We start from the raw sequence: 13,433 nt of genomic DNA on the forward strand, positions 1-13,433 counted from the left end.
CAATCGAGCCCACCCAGGGCGAATGAGCGGCTACCGCTCGGGACTAGGCTGGCCACATGTCGGCCGGTGGGAATCGATGGGTGCGTCTCGGGGGCTGTGTCGCATTGCTGGCCGCCTTGGCCGTCAGCGGGTGCGGTTCGGGGGCGAAGACATCCGCGCCGAGCCCGGCATCCTCCGGGGCGGCGACGTCAGCCGCCACGGCCCCGGTGGCCGCGGCCACCGTCGAGGTCAAGGACATGAAGTTCTCCCCCTACGCGATCACCGTCACGTCCGGCGGCACCGTGACCTGGAAGTTCGAGGACCGCTACCCCCACGCAGTGCAGGGCATCGGCGACTCCGCGATGGGCATCGACAGCCCCATCTTCAACCAGGGCCAGTGGAGCCACACCTTCACCGTCCCCGGCACCTACCGCTACATGTGCCCCCTGCACCCGGACATGCGCGGCACCGTGACCGTCCAGTAGGTCGCTTCGGGCGCGTGAGCTCCTCGGGGATCTTGCAGAACATCCCGGAGAGCGACGTCCGCCCCCGGGCCGGCGGCAGACGCACGCGACCCAGGGGCGGAAGACCGAAAACTCAGTACGCCGAGTTGACGTTGTCGATCGTTCCGTACCGATGCGCCGCGTAATTGCAGGCGGCGGTGATGTTGGCGACCGGGTCGTAGATGTCCCAGGACGTGCCGTCGACGTGGTAGGCGCGGAAGGTCGGGTCGATGACCTGCATCAAGCCCTTGGACGGGATGCCGCGGGCGGCGTTCGAGTCGTACAGGTTGATCGCCCGCGGGTTGCCGCCGGACTCGCGCATGATGTTCCGGTGAATCGCGCCGTAGCTGCCGGGGATGTGGTTCTGGTTCAGGACGAACTGCGCATTGCGGATCCAGCCGTCCAGGTTGTTCGCGAAGACCGGCGTCGGGGCCGGCAGCAGCTGCGAGAGCGGCTGTGGCAGCGGCGGCAGCCCTTGCTCCCACTGCTGCAGCTGCGTCGCGGGCTGCTGCAGCTGCGCGGGGACACCGGCGGTGAACGAGGAGGCGTGGGCCTGTGCCGGGATGGCGATCGCGGCGGCGGCAATGACGAGGGGGAACAGTTTGCGTAGATGCATGGTGTTGTCTTTCGGCAGCACGAATCCAGCGAGCGCCGGTCCGGCACTGCGGCCGGCGTTCGTCGACGCGCTGAGAATTCCTTTGTCGGTTGTTATGCGGATTGGAGATTCAGTTATCCGCGGATGTGACGCGGGGCGTGGTACGCCGAACTTCGGCGACGGGCAGCGGAGCGGCAGGAGCCGACGTTCGCCGCTGCGTGGTTTCCGTGCTCGATAAGTCGGCTCGGGGCGCGATCTAGCAAGTCACAGATTGGTTGCGACAAATGAACGCAAACCTAACGAAAGGTGAACTGCGGGTGTTTTTGCGAGTGATATATCTATCAATCGATCCCAAATGTGACCTAGGTAACATGCAGAGGGGCCGATCGCCTCTTACAAGTACCGGTTTCGCAGGGTTTCGAGACTCAAAAGAGACTCAGAAGATATCGAATCGGCCTCGATCGGACAGCCCTACTCGACGGTGACCGACTTGGCCAGATTGCGCGGCTTGTCGACGTCGTACCCGCGCGCCTGAGCCACCTCGGCGGCGAAGACCTGCAGCGGAACCGTCGACAGCAACGGCTGCAAAAGCGTTGGCGCCGAGGGGATTTCGATCAGATAATCGGCGAACGGACGCACCGTGTCATCGCCCTCCTCGGCAATGACGATGGTGCGGGCGCCACGCGCCTGAATCTCCCGGATGTTGCTGAGCAACTTGGAGTGCAGCACCGCGCGCCCCTTCGGCGAGGGCATCACCACGATCACCGGCACGCCCTCCTCGATCAGCGCGATAGGGCCGTGCTTGAGCTCGCCGGCGGCGAAGCCCTCGGCGTGCATATACGCCAGTTCCTTCAGCTTGAGCGCGCCCTCCAGCGCGACCGGATACCCGACGTGCCGGCCCAGGAACAGCACCGTGGACGCGTGCGCGAACTCGCGGGCCACCTCACGCACCCGCGGCGCGGTCTCGAGGACCTGCTCAACCAGGCGCGGCATCCCCTCCAGCTCGGCGAATTCGCGCGCCACCTCGTCGGGGTACTTGGTACCGCGGGCCTGTGCAAGCGCCAGTCCCACAAGGTAATTCGCGGCGACCTGAGCCAGGAACGTCTTGGTGGCCGCGACGCCGATCTCCGGCCCGGTCCGCGTGTACAGCACCGCGTCGGACTCCCGCGGGATCTGCGCACCATTGGTGTTGCAGATGGCCAGGACCCGCGCCTTCTGCTCCTTCGCGTGCCGGACCGCCTCCAGCGTGTCTGCGGTCTCACCGGACTGCGAGATCGCCACCACCAGCGTGGAGCGATCCAGAACCGGGTCGCGGTAACGGAATTCGCTGGCCAGCTCGACCTCGACCGGAATCCGCGTCCAGTGCTCGATCGCGTACTTGGCGAGCAGTCCCGAATGGTAGGCGGTGCCGCAGGCGACGACAAATACCTTGTCGACCTCGCGCAGCTCCTGATCCGAGAGTCGCTGCTCGTCGAGCACGATGCGGCCGTGCGCGAAATGCCCGATCAGCGTGTCGGCGATCGCGCGCGGCTGCTCCTGTATCTCCTTGAGCATGAAGTAGTCGTGGCCGCCCTTCTCGGCGGCGGCCAGATCCCAGTCGATCGTGAACGGGCGGGTGTGCACGCCGGTGTTCCCGTCGAAGTCGGTCACGGTGTACCCGCCCGGGGTGATCACCACGGCCTGGTCCTGCCCGAGTTCGACTGCCTCCCTGGTGTGTTCGATGAAGGCGGTCACATCCGAGGCGATGAACATCTCGCCCTCGCCGACGCCGACCACCAGCGGGGTCGACCGCCGCGCGGCCACGATCGTGTCCGGGTGCGCGGCATGGGTGAACACCAGCGTGAAGGCGCCCTCGAGGCGGCGCAGCACGGCCAGCGCACTGGCGACGAAATCCCCGGCCGTCGGGCCCGCGGCGTAGGCGCGGGCGACCAGGTGCACCGCGACCTCGGTGTCGGTGTCGCTGCGCAGCTCGACCCCGGCGTCCTCGAGTTCACGGCGCAGCGGGGCGAAGTTCTCGATGATCCCGTTGTGCACGACTGCCACCGCGCCGGTGGCGTCGCGGTGCGGGTGGGCGTTGCGGTCGGTGGGCGCGCCGTGGGTGGCCCAGCGGGTGTGGCCCATGCCGGTGGTCCCGGCGAAGTGCTCGGCCCCGGACTCGGCGAGCTCGGCCTCCAGATTCGCCAGGCGACCGGCCTTGCGCTCCACCGCGATGGTGCCCGCACCGTCGAGGATCGCCACGCCCGCGGAGTCGTACCCCCGGTACTCCATCCGACGCAGCGCGTCCACGACGACGCCGAGCGCGTCCCGGTATCCGACGTAGCCCACGATTCCGCACATGGGGTCCCAGCCTACTGGGGTCCGGAGGCGGCAGCGACAGGGCCGCGACCTGGGGATGCGGCCGGTGCCCGGGTGCGCTCGATCCGCACGGAGAATCGTCATGTTCGCTCGAGCGGACGGGCCGAGGTCGCCGAAACGCACGACTCGGCGTTCGATTCTCGCGCCGGCAATCCCGGCATCGGCGCTGGCCACCCGGGGTAGCGACGGCGGACGACCAGGTGCGGGCCGCGGCGCCGAATTCCGGTCGGCACCGGGGCCCAACCGGGTGCGACGACGAGGCTCGACCCGGCGAAACGCCGTATGCGGGTGGGCATCGGATAAGTTCGTCATCGTGTCGGCGTCTGTGAAATCGCTCATGAGCACCCTGGCCAGCCCGGGCCCGCATCGGGTCCTGCGCGGCAATCTCGGCATCGCCGGGCAGCCGGGCCTGGTATTCACCCCCGAGCAGGGCCTCAACCTGCCCGCGGTCGCATTCGGGCACGGCTGGCTGGCCGGTGTCGGCAACTACAGCAGGCTGCTCGAGCACCTCGCGTCCTGGGGTTTCGTCGCGGCGGCGCCGGATACCGAGCGCGGCCCGGTCCCCTCGCACCTGAACCTGGCCACCGACTTGCTCACCACCCTCGATATCTGCACCGGGGTGCGGCTGGGCGACGGCAAGATCAGCGTGCATCCCGACAAGCTCGCCCTGGCCGGGCACGGTATGGGTGCGGGCGCGGCCGTGATCGCCGCCTCCCAGCGCAAGGTCGCCGCGGTCGCCGCCCTCTACCCCGCCTATTCATCCCCCGGTTCGGAATCCCTCGCCCCCGGTATCGAGGCGCCGGCGCTCGTCGTGGCGGGTGACGACATCGACTCCACGTCCTGCAATGCCATCCCGCTGGCCGCCGCGTGGGGTGGGGAGGCCGTGCTGCGCGCGGTCGACGGCGCCTCCCAGAACGGCATCGTCCGCGGCCGCCGCGCCCTGGCCGCCCTCGGCGCCACCAAGTTCGAGCCCCGCACCGAGCGCACCACCCGCGCCCTGCTGGTCGGCTACCTCACCTACCGGCTCCTGGGCGACAAGAAGTACAAGGCCTTCGCCGACCCGGACCAGATCATCCCCGGTACCCACGTCGTGGATCCGCACGAGGTGCCCGAGCCGGAGCCGCCATCGAAACTTCAACTGCTGCAAGCGGTTCAGATGCTGCGCAAGTAGGGTTCAGCGCTTCGTCCGCGCATACCGATGCGAGGCAACGAAGCCGGGCGCTTCATGCACCGCATGCGCGAGCGTACGTGGGAGCCTCTTGGGCAACGGCATCGCATCTACGAGTGTCATTGCCGGGCAATCGAACCCGGCGCCACCCGTTCTTGCAGTGCGGCCGACGCGATCCCATTTCGGCGCATATCGCGGCGGGAGAGGACGATTCAGCCGATGCGCTGGCGGGTCGGTTCGATGAGCGCGATGACACGCTCCTCCTCCCGGGAGTAGGAGTTGCCGGTGTATTTCGTCGAGATCTTGTCGACGATCTCCCACCCCTGCTCGCCGTCGAGCCATTGGACGACCTTGCCGCGGATGACGATCGGCCGATACGGGTCGTCGACCGGGGTCAGCGACAGTGCGACCCGGGGGTCGCGATGCATGTTGTCGGTCTTGAGATAGCCGGGGCCGGTGATGATCGCGATGTAGTCGCCGTGAGTGCTGATCCAGAGGGGGACGGCGTGGGGTGCGCCGTCGGGCAGGATCGTGGCGAGGTGGGCGATCGGGGTGCCGTCGAGCACCTGGCGCAGTTCGGGGTTCAGCATGACGATCATTCCCTTCGGAGTTCCTTCAAGAGACGCCACAACCGTAGCTCGCGAAGTTCCCTGAAGGAACCCCAATCGTTAAACTGGATCCATGCAGAGAACGGACTTCAGCGGCATGGCCTGCTCGATCGCCCGGACGCTCGACGTCATCGGGGAGCCATGGTCGCCGCTGATCCTGCGCGACGTCTGGGTGGGCATCAACCGCTTCGACCAGCTCCAGGCCGATCTGGGCATCTCCCGCAAGGTCCTGACCGAGCGCCTGAACCACCTCGTCGACCACGGCGTACTCGAACGCCACCCCTACGACCAGCGACCGCGGTACGAGTACCGCCTCACCCCCAAGGGCATAGAACTGGTCGACATGCTCATGGTCATGACCCGCTGGGGCGACAAGTGGCTGGCGGGCGCGGCCGGCCCGCCGGTGCTCTACCGCCACCACACCTGCGGTCAGGTCAGCGCCCCCGAAATGCGGTGCGCCCACTGCGGGGAGCCGATGCACGCGGACAATATCGATACGCTGCCGGGGCCGGGGGCGGGTGTTTGATGGCGCGGCCAATCCGACCAGCACCCGGCCGACCGCCTCCATCGCATCGCTTCACCGTGCCGCATGGATCCCAGCAGGCCCGCTACACATCGATGATGTCGTTCAGCTATGGAACCGGTTGGACGTCCCGGCCGTCCAATCCTGACGAGCGGATTGTGACGATTCAGCCAAAGTCCGGTCGCCGCACTAGATGATGAAGGGGTTCGAGTTGGCCAGGTTCTTGGGATCGACACCTCCCCAGCCATCCGAGAACGCCGTCCAATCCCGGGGCGAAAACCAGAAACCGAAGCGACACGGCGCACTCGACGATCCCGACTATCCCTCACCGCGAAAGCTCCGGCGCATCTTGGCCTTTGCGCTGGACGTGATGATCCACGTCGCAGCCGGTGCCGCCGTCAGCGTCGCCTCCGCGCCGGAGACCGCGAGATACGCTCTGCTGCACAGAGAATGGAACAACCTGGACACCATCCCCGTCCTCACGGTCCTCTACTTCCTGGCCGCATCCTTCATCAATCGGGTGATCATTCAGGCGATCTTCCACACAACCGTCGGTAAGGCGGTATTCGGTTTGGTTGTCCTGTGCCCCGACAACGGTCGGTACCCATCATTCGGCCGCCTGGTCGCAATCTGGCTGTTCGACGTTTCCCTACCGTTCGCGTTCTTCGGCGACGGAATCGGCCCCGACCGGCCCGAGGACTGGGTACCGACTGCGGTTCGGTGGCGGGACGTCAGAGCAACCGGCAGAGCATTGCGGGCGCGCGGGTGAGCTACGGATCGCGTAGTAAAGGTCGAGGCGACGATGCGAATCATCCACCGCGGCAGGAGATACGGGGGATCGAGACCTTCGCGCGGCTCGACGAGCAGGTTGAGACGCCGCGACCTTACGGCGAGGGGGTCGACCCCCGCTACCCGTCACCGAGACTGTTGCGATGGGTATCGGCGTTCGTTGTCGATTGGCTGCTGCATGCCGGGCCGATGATCGCCGTTTTCGCCATATTGGCACGGGATGGCGAGCTGGCCGACAGGTTTCCTCAGGCTCGGCTGTGGGCGATTATCTCCTGGCCGATTCTGTCGTTCGTGAACCGCACCATTGTCCAGCGGATATTCCACGCGACCGTCGGCAAGGCTCTCTTCGGCCTTGTAGCGATCCGACCCGAGGATGGCGGGTGTCCCACCTATGGCAGGCTGGTAAAGGTGTGGCTGTTCGGTTTGCTGAGCTGGCTCATCGTCGCGATCAGCGCAATCGGCAATTATATCGGCGGCAGTGGAGGCTACAGGGACGGAATCGATTTCGTCTTGCCGGCTGTTCGCCGGATGGATGTCACCAGCGGTAAGTAAGGGCGAGTTCGTCTCTCGCAAGCGGAAACCTACGACCCGACGGCCCGAGCACGGGTATACGTCGCAACGGGACGCCGACAGCCACGTTCTCCGTCGGGCCGACCGTGATGTCCTTATGCGTCCGCTATGGGAGCGATATCGATCCGACCTTCAATCCTGTTGTCGCTGTGGAGCTCTGGCTGAGCATCATCGTGCTCGGCGACGCTACCGGGCTTGATGACGACGGACAGTGGGCCGCGCCGCTCAGTCCAGTATGGTCCGCCGGATCGCCAATGCGAGGCCGATGACCAGGTCGGCCAGGAGGCCGATGACGGCCGTCGCGAGAAGAGCCGAAAGGTACCGCTGCGGCGTCTGGTCGCCGACGTCGATCGAAATGAGTACCTTGAAGGTCTGCCCAAACCCCGCGGAAAAAGCGGCCAGGCCGTCGATGATTATCATGAATATATTGACGATCTCCGCCAGCAATATCCCGAAGTACGCACCCCCACCCCGGCGAGCGGTCCCGTCGCGACGCAGGCCGTAGGCAATCAGCACGACAAGCGCCAAACGTGCGCCCGCCACGGCGGCCGGCAGCCAGAACACCCCGCCCGAGGGGTTTGTACGCCGTTCGACCAGCAGCAGACCGACCGCCGCGACGACGCCGACAACCGCGGCGATCAAAGTTACGACCGGCACGCCGTACGGCCCTTTACGCTCAACCCGTCGTTCGATGTGCCGGCACGCTGTCGCATACTCTCTATTCGTATAAAAAAATCCAAACTGACAACACTGAACCTCGCGCTATCAGCAAGTCTGTCAGCTGTCCCGCCATTCAGGCATGAACCCGCGCAGCAACAGCTCGACCGGCACCAAACTCACGGTCGCTAGTCGAGCGGCATGCCGACTAAACCAGTCTGCGATACAGAGCGAATGAATCGTATCCGCCGTCCAATACCGCGCAATTCACGCTTGGCTCCCTGCCTCGGAGGATCTACCTGCCGGATAGAACCCGCGCGATGCCCGCAATCACCAGCCCAACTCCCGTAAGCACGACTGGAAGTCGCTGTTCGTGCCAGTAAGCCGCGAGCACGAGCACTCGATCAACCCGTTCGTCGTGGATCGTAAATTCACACCGCGAGCTACCTCCTGGTTTCGCGATGGTAAACCCTGGAGAATCGGGACCGCTGTAATGCACCAGTCGGGTGCCACGTTCTTCCACCCGAGTCAATAAACCCAGTCCATACTGTTCGAATTCGCCGCTAGCCTCTCCCTTGCGAGCACGACTGGCCATGGAGACACGTCCGATCTGAGGGCCAACCTTAAGATTTTCTCCAATGCCGAATGCGCGGCCCGGGTTACTCGGATCGACCATTCCGATCGAATAGCGAAGGTCGGGACCGAGGACGCGAAGCATATCTGTTATTACTCTCCCTCCATTCGCGTCACGTAGCACTCGTTGCATTCGCGCAATTGGACGCCGCTGCCCCGACACGAGTACATCGTGCCGACGTTCACCGCTCCACCGCGGCACAACACTGAACTCCGTCGCATTCTCCAGCACAGCTTCATTCTCCAGCACGTGAAAGTACCTCCAATCAGGCCCTAGAGAGCCGCCAGATAGCCGGTGCGCGATGCCCCGTCCTTCGCGGACCATCCGCTCTGCTTTTCGAAGTCGAATCCATGCTGCTCTACGTCCTGCATGAGCCCACCCGCACTCTGATCGCCCCAAGCTCCCGAGTTGCCCTGTTGTAGTTTCTCGATCAGCGACTGAATGAGCTCGACCGCCTGGCGAATATCATTATAATAGTTTTGAATTTGCTCCAAGCAGTTCACAACCTCCCGAACCCGCTTGTATATCTTTACCCCTCGCCACGCTGTCCAGGCGGCCGCGAGAACATCTGCAGCCGGATCCTCGGGGCCAAGGCCTACCGTTTCAATAATCGCATCACCCGCTATCACTTTGGCGGCTTCCTTTGCCAGCTCCTTTACCTCGTTGTCGATGACATTACTGGCATAGGAGACGACGATCTGAACCAAGGCGAGGATGGCCTCATATCCGTCCTTATAATAGCCAGCGATAACCTTTGCACGATCTCCCACACCCCCGATACCGTTTGTCCATCGGAACATATAGGAGTCGAACGCGGTGGCGGTATCCCCCTGCCATTCGCTGCCAATCTTCCACGACCCCTTACGGAGGGTGCCAGCAACGGTATAACAGGCATCGCCAAGCGTATCGTATGCATCGTGCAGGTACATCAATCTATCCCAGTCGCCCAGAAGAGGCTTCAGAAGTAGATCAATGAAACTGTGCCCGGTAACCATCTGAAACGCTTTGTCCGCAATCCAGATATCATTACCCGCGCCCGTAACCTGCTTTCCCAAAGCACCCTTCGTCTTATCGATCGAAGCGTCTTTGGCATTACTCAGCTTTCCTTTCACCCCCTCGCCGCTGAAAATCTTTTTGAACATCGACTCTTCGTCTTTGTCTTTAGCGCCGGGAATCTGCCCCGCAATCAACCCCGTAAGAATGCTGCCGGAAGGAGCCTTCTCGCTGGAGGGCTCCTTCAAATTGATATCTTCATCATTAAAATTCAGCTGCTCACCAGCCGGAGTGCCCAGGGTCGATATGTCCGGGACCCCGGAAACCATATCCGGAAAGGCCGTTTTCAACGCAGCGGCGTTCTTCTCGTCCTCAGTCCGCAGTTCTTGGTCAACGGTGGTGACTTTATCTTTGATGGTACCCATGCCTTTTTGGCACTGCTTGAGAAGATCGCCGATTTGCTCGGCTTCGCCTTTGACTGTCGGTATGATTACCGTCAACAGCCCGTCGAGTCCATCGACGTCCGAACACTGCTTTCCGGTCCATGCGACCATCGGTCCAAAGTGGTCGCCTTGCTTGGATACAAGACCACAGAAGCCTGTGAAATCGTCGCTCGGTGGCACCTTTATTTGGCCGGCCACGTGACCCCCTTCGATTGTCGATCCACTCTGCGTGCACGCTACCCAACCGATCGTCCGACCGCAGGGGGGCGCCTCAACTTGGACGTACGAGACCACCAGATGGTTCCAACATTGTGTAAAGCCCAGGGGGACGGCTGCATACGCGGGTGCCTCGGTCTATCATCGACCGGAGCGATGAAGGGTGTGGGAGCCGTGATGGATGACGAAACAATCAACTTTGGCGCAATCCTGGCCGAGATCGACCGGAAGGAAGCCGACCTCGAGGCGGCCGGGCGTCGTCTGGCCGCCATCACAGCCACCGCGCGATCCGCTGACGGCCTGGCCGAGGTCACGGTAAGTGCCACCGGCGCAGTGACATCCATCCACCTGTCCCCCGAGACGTTTCGTCGCAGCACCCCAGAATATCTAGGGAAGTCCGTTGCAGAGGCGGCCCAACAGGCCACGCGACAAGTTAGGCAGTCCACCCGGGCGGCGGTCACTCCGATAGCAGCAGTTGGCAAGGAGTTGACCGAAGCTGTCGAGGAACCCAAAGCGCCTCGAGCACATACGCAGTCGGCACAGATTGATGGTATCGGCGCAGAAGCCAGCTCGACTGATCGATCGGCTCGAGTGGGCGTCGACGCGATGGGAATCGTCGCGGTGGTTCATATCGCGCCCAACGCATATCGCGGAGGAACCACTACACGGTTGGCCGCCGCAATCACGGAGGCTGCCGAACTGGCCGCTCGGCAGATGTTTGAGACCCGCATAGGCACAATCGAATCGGAAATCGGCGTGGAGGACATGCCGAATATGGACGACTTCTTCCCGACGCCGGTCGCACCCGAGCCCGCGGTCCCGGTTCAGGCCCCGCCCCCCGCATACACTCCGCCTCCCCCGGCGGCCGGTCCCGCGGTTTCCAATTGGAATCCGATCAGCGGACGGCCCGGGGAACAGGTTGTCGGGCCGTCGGATTGGGACGATGAGATGGGCGATTACGGGGGCGGGCAGCAGCAGTCCTGGCTCCGCTGATGCTCTGGTGGCCGAGCCGACAATGACGGCTCGGCCCTGCCCGCCTCAGACGAGCCAGCTCTTGCGGTTGTAGTACTCGTCGTCCGGATCTACATCATCAACTGCCCGGACCACCTCGTTGGCTTTGCGGAAGGCGGCTGCGCGCGCGATGGCGGCACGCTGCTCACGAAGTTCGGCCTCTCGGCGCTCGGCCTCCGTCATCGAGCCGGACGGCTGCCACTCGCTGCGTGGCTCGTCGTCCACTCGCCTGACTGCTGGCTCATTTGCGCGCGGGACAGCGGTGACTGCGTGCTGTGCGCGCAGCTCCGCCGCCCGGCGTTCATGGGCTTCGGCCTCACGCCGGGCACGTTCCTCGGCCTCCTGGCGCTCGCGTTCCTCCGAGGTGTCCGCGTACTCCTGTCGGGAGGCTTCGGCATCCAGCCGCTCTTGCTCCTCACGGCGGGCTTCGGACGCAAAGAACTCAGCGCACGCAGCGGCGTTCCGTACTGTCTGTTGTTTGACCTCGTCGAGTTCGTCCGACAACAGCGCCATACGGCGGCGATTCTCCGCCGCGATACGGTCGATCTCAGCGGCGTAGTCCACCATCTCGAATCTCCTTGTGTCCGACGAGGTTCCGGCACATCACAGCGGTCCCGATTCGGCAAGCTCCGCGCCGCTGTCGGGCTTTTGTGGCGACTGCGTGGTGGTCTTCGATTTGTCGGTGCCGCCGGCGTTTGTCGGCGCCTGGGGCACTACCGGAGCGGTCGCGACATTCGAACTGCTTCCACTCCCCGAATTTGATGACGTGCCCTGGTTACTCGTCGATTGATCGGTCGACTTATGAGTTCCGGCCGATTGGTCGGTCGACTTCTGGCTGCTGTTCGACTGATTGTCGGACTTGCCATCGGTCGATGAATGATGAGCGGACGACGCCGACGACGAATCCGATGTCGAGCTGCCCTTACCGCTCTCGTCCTGGGAGGTGATGACGGGGATCCCGTGCTCGTCGAGCTTGAGGGTGTACGACTTGCCCTTGCCGTCGGAGTCGTCCAGGACCAGCTCCAGAACTCCGTTCTTGCCCTGCTCCAGCTTCAACTGCTTACCCGCGATATCGAACTCGGCCACCGGTTTTCCGGTCGTGTCCGACACGGTCGACTTGGCATTGTGGGTGCCGAGGAGCCCGTCGATCCCCTGCTGGATCTGCGTCGTCAGGGAACCCAGCCCCTGCGTCACCGACTGGCTCAGCGACGCAAATGTGGAGCCGAGACCACTCACCTGCGACACCGCCGATTCGGCACTCTGAACCAGCGTGCCGAGGCCGGTGAGACCCGATGTCACGGCGTTGAACGCGGACGTGATGGTCGATATACCCGAGGTGCTGGTCAGCGATGTGCTCATCCCCGAAACCGAGGTGCTGGTACCTGAGCCCGACGAATCGCTACCGGATCCGGTTCCGGTGCCTGATGGTGAGGCTGACGTGCTCGAGGGGTTGGTCGAACTCAGGGATGCTGAAGCCGAGTTCGAGTTCGAGTTCGACGGCCCCTTTCCGTCCGATGGGCGGGGATACCGCGTGTCGTGCACGGCATTCATCGCATCGGTAATATTCTTATAATACTGATTTATACTGTTGTCGGCTTGAGTGCAGGCGTCATCGAATATTTTGAGCTTACTCTCGAACTCGGGCTTGAAGACTGCATCCAACCAGTATTGGGAAGCGACCTGGGTGAGCCGCCCCTTGTCTTCCGATAGAGGGTTTTCAGCGTCCGATGCATCCTTCCATGCCGTTTCCCCATTATCGTGCATCTTCAAGATATTCCTATCGGGAAACCATGAATCTACCGAATCGACCTGCTTCCCACTGACCCACTCCCGAGCTTTACAGATATCGATCATCATCTGAACGTCAGCGGGAGATCTCCCGCTGATCTCAAACTTAGGATTGGCCCCGTCGAAATCGGGAATATGGTACACCAATGCAGCCTTGTCGATGATCGCCTGACGGGTCGAATCGATCATGCTGCCGATCGTGTCTGCTGCATGCTGCGCCGCCTCGATGTCGTTCCCGGCCAGTTTGATCTGGTCCGCAACCATGCTATGGGCAGTCTGGGCGGCCGCACCGCCGCTCCAGGCTTGCTGCAAACGAATTCCGCAGTTTTGCTGCGTCTCCAGTTGGGTCTTCGCCTCCGTCAGCGCCGCGTTCAATGCGTCACGAGTAGTCGAAAGCTTGACCAAGTTCATTCCGCGCTGCTCGTCGTATCGAGCTTCCAGGTCTTGAACTGTCTTGCAGGAGCCATTATACATCTGCTGATAGAGAGGATAGAACTCGATAAAGTACTGAATCCCAGCGTTTGCACCCCAGGTCAGGATATCGTCAACCGACTTTCCCGCATTGGTCTTTTCATCCGCATCACTGGTTGCCATTACCGCG

Annotated in this window: 14 protein-coding genes; 6 read left to right on the top strand and 8 right to left on the bottom strand. The window is 63.3% G+C overall.

What is annotated here, in order from left to right:
• Positions 1-43 precede the first annotated feature (43 nt).
• Positions 44-238, bottom strand: a complete 195-nt coding sequence (locus ABH933_RS17600) for a hypothetical protein (RefSeq protein ID WP_429420658.1) — start codon at positions 236-238, stop codon at positions 44-46.
• Here ABH933_RS17600 and ABH933_RS17605 point away from each other — a divergent pair.
• Entirely contained in the window at positions 237-464 is a 228-nt protein-coding gene (locus tag ABH933_RS17605) for a cupredoxin domain-containing protein (protein WP_429420656.1), read from the top strand. The genes ABH933_RS17600 and ABH933_RS17605 overlap by 2 nt on opposite strands.
• A 112-nt stretch (positions 465-576) precedes the next feature.
• On the opposite strand, the gene ABH933_RS17610 is transcribed toward ABH933_RS17605, so the two are convergent.
• Together ABH933_RS17610 and glmS are read right to left on the bottom strand one after the other, a co-directional pair.
• A complete protein-coding gene (locus tag ABH933_RS17610) occupies positions 577-1,098 on the bottom strand; it encodes a transglycosylase SLT domain-containing protein (RefSeq protein WP_429420654.1) in 522 nt (173 codons plus the stop codon).
• 450 nt (positions 1,099-1,548) lie between these two features.
• On the bottom strand, positions 1,549-3,414 hold the full coding sequence (gene glmS, locus ABH933_RS17615; protein WP_429420652.1) for a glutamine--fructose-6-phosphate transaminase (isomerizing): 1,866 nt from the start codon (positions 3,412-3,414) through the stop codon (positions 1,549-1,551).
• A gap of 331 nt (positions 3,415-3,745) precedes the next feature.
• On the opposite strand from glmS, the gene ABH933_RS17620 reads away from it, so the two are divergent.
• A complete protein-coding gene (locus ABH933_RS17620; RefSeq protein ID WP_429420650.1) occupies positions 3,746-4,603 on the top strand; it encodes a chlorophyllase/cutinase-like alpha/beta fold protein in 858 nt (285 codons plus the stop codon).
• Between the two features lie 209 nt (positions 4,604-4,812).
• Here ABH933_RS17620 and ABH933_RS17625 read toward each other — a convergent pair whose 3' ends face one another.
• A complete protein-coding gene (locus tag ABH933_RS17625) occupies positions 4,813-5,199 on the bottom strand; it encodes a PPOX class F420-dependent oxidoreductase (protein ID WP_429420648.1) in 387 nt (128 codons plus the stop codon).
• 82 nt (positions 5,200-5,281) lie between these two features.
• Between ABH933_RS17625 and ABH933_RS17630 the strand changes: the two genes are divergently transcribed.
• The 3 genes from ABH933_RS17630 to ABH933_RS17640 all read left to right on the top strand — a co-directional run bounded on the left by ABH933_RS17630 (position 5,282) and on the right by ABH933_RS17640 (position 7,072).
• Positions 5,282-5,734 (top strand): winged helix-turn-helix transcriptional regulator, encoded by a 453-nt coding sequence (locus tag ABH933_RS17630; RefSeq protein ID WP_429420646.1) that lies wholly within the window; start codon positions 5,282-5,284, stop codon positions 5,732-5,734.
• Between the two features lie 193 nt (positions 5,735-5,927).
• Entirely contained in the window at positions 5,928-6,500 is a 573-nt protein-coding gene (locus ABH933_RS17635; RefSeq protein ID WP_429455053.1) for an RDD family protein, read from the top strand.
• The gene (locus ABH933_RS17640; protein ID WP_429420642.1) at positions 6,497-7,072 is read left to right on the top strand and encodes an RDD family protein; all 576 of its coding nucleotides are present in this window, start codon (positions 6,497-6,499) and stop codon (positions 7,070-7,072) included. The genes ABH933_RS17635 and ABH933_RS17640 overlap by 4 nt, the downstream gene beginning before the upstream one ends.
• Before the next feature lie 243 nt (positions 7,073-7,315).
• Here ABH933_RS17640 and ABH933_RS17645 read toward each other — a convergent pair whose 3' ends face one another.
• Positions 7,316-7,747, bottom strand: coding sequence for a hypothetical protein (locus tag ABH933_RS17645; RefSeq protein ID WP_429420639.1), 432 nt, complete (start codon positions 7,745-7,747; stop codon positions 7,316-7,318).
• A 906-nt stretch (positions 7,748-8,653) separates the two neighbouring features.
• Positions 8,654-10,015 carry a hypothetical protein gene (locus ABH933_RS17650; RefSeq protein ID WP_429420637.1) on the bottom strand — a complete coding sequence of 454 codons (1,362 nt, stop codon included), beginning with the start codon at positions 10,013-10,015 and terminating at the stop codon, positions 8,654-8,656.
• Positions 10,016-10,210: 195 nt separating this feature from the next.
• Between ABH933_RS17650 and ABH933_RS17655 the strand changes: the two genes are divergently transcribed.
• Positions 10,211-11,026, top strand: a complete 816-nt coding sequence (locus ABH933_RS17655) for a YbaB/EbfC family nucleoid-associated protein (protein ID WP_429420635.1) — start codon at positions 10,211-10,213, stop codon at positions 11,024-11,026.
• 45 nt (positions 11,027-11,071) lie between these two features.
• Here ABH933_RS17655 and ABH933_RS17660 read toward each other — a convergent pair whose 3' ends face one another.
• Together ABH933_RS17660 and ABH933_RS17665 are read right to left on the bottom strand one after the other, a co-directional pair.
• Positions 11,072-11,611, bottom strand: a complete 540-nt coding sequence (locus ABH933_RS17660) for a hypothetical protein (protein WP_429420633.1) — start codon at positions 11,609-11,611, stop codon at positions 11,072-11,074.
• 36 nt (positions 11,612-11,647) lie between these two features.
• The gene (locus ABH933_RS17665; protein ID WP_429420631.1) at positions 11,648-13,426 is read right to left on the bottom strand and encodes a hypothetical protein; all 1,779 of its coding nucleotides are present in this window, start codon (positions 13,424-13,426) and stop codon (positions 11,648-11,650) included.
• Between the last annotated feature and the right edge of the window lie 7 nt (positions 13,427-13,433).

It is taken from the genome of Nocardia sp. GP40 (genome assembly GCF_050434125.1).
In the GTDB taxonomy this organism is placed as follows: domain Bacteria; phylum Actinomycetota; class Actinomycetes; order Mycobacteriales; family Mycobacteriaceae; genus Nocardia; species Nocardia albiluteola.

Bases quoted from the DNA above. Each gene is read 5' to 3' on its own strand.
- ABH933_RS17630 (WP_429420646.1), top strand. From the start codon at position 5,282: ATGCAGAGAACGGACTTCAGCGGCATGGCCTGCTCGATCGCCCGGACG.
- ABH933_RS17655 (WP_429420635.1), top strand. From the start codon at position 10,211: ATGGATGACGAAACAATCAACTTTGGCGCAATCCTGGCCGAGATCGAC.
- ABH933_RS17635 (WP_429455053.1), top strand. From the start codon at position 5,928: ATGAAGGGGTTCGAGTTGGCCAGGTTCTTGGGATCGACACCTCCCCAG.
- ABH933_RS17605 (WP_429420656.1), top strand. From the start codon at position 237: ATGAAGTTCTCCCCCTACGCGATCACCGTCACGTCCGGCGGCACCGTG.
- ABH933_RS17660 (WP_429420633.1), bottom strand. From the start codon at position 11,611: ATGGTGGACTACGCCGCTGAGATCGACCGTATCGCGGCGGAGAATCGC.
- ABH933_RS17625 (WP_429420648.1), bottom strand. From the start codon at position 5,199: ATGATCGTCATGCTGAACCCCGAACTGCGCCAGGTGCTCGACGGCACC.
- ABH933_RS17665 (WP_429420631.1), bottom strand. From the start codon at position 13,426: ATGGCAACCAGTGATGCGGATGAAAAGACCAATGCGGGAAAGTCGGTT.
- ABH933_RS17600 (WP_429420658.1), bottom strand. From the start codon at position 238: ATGTCCTTGACCTCGACGGTGGCCGCGGCCACCGGGGCCGTGGCGGCT.
- glmS (WP_429420652.1), bottom strand. From the start codon at position 3,414: ATGTGCGGAATCGTGGGCTACGTCGGATACCGGGACGCGCTCGGCGTC.
- ABH933_RS17610 (WP_429420654.1), bottom strand. From the start codon at position 1,098: ATGCATCTACGCAAACTGTTCCCCCTCGTCATTGCCGCCGCCGCGATC.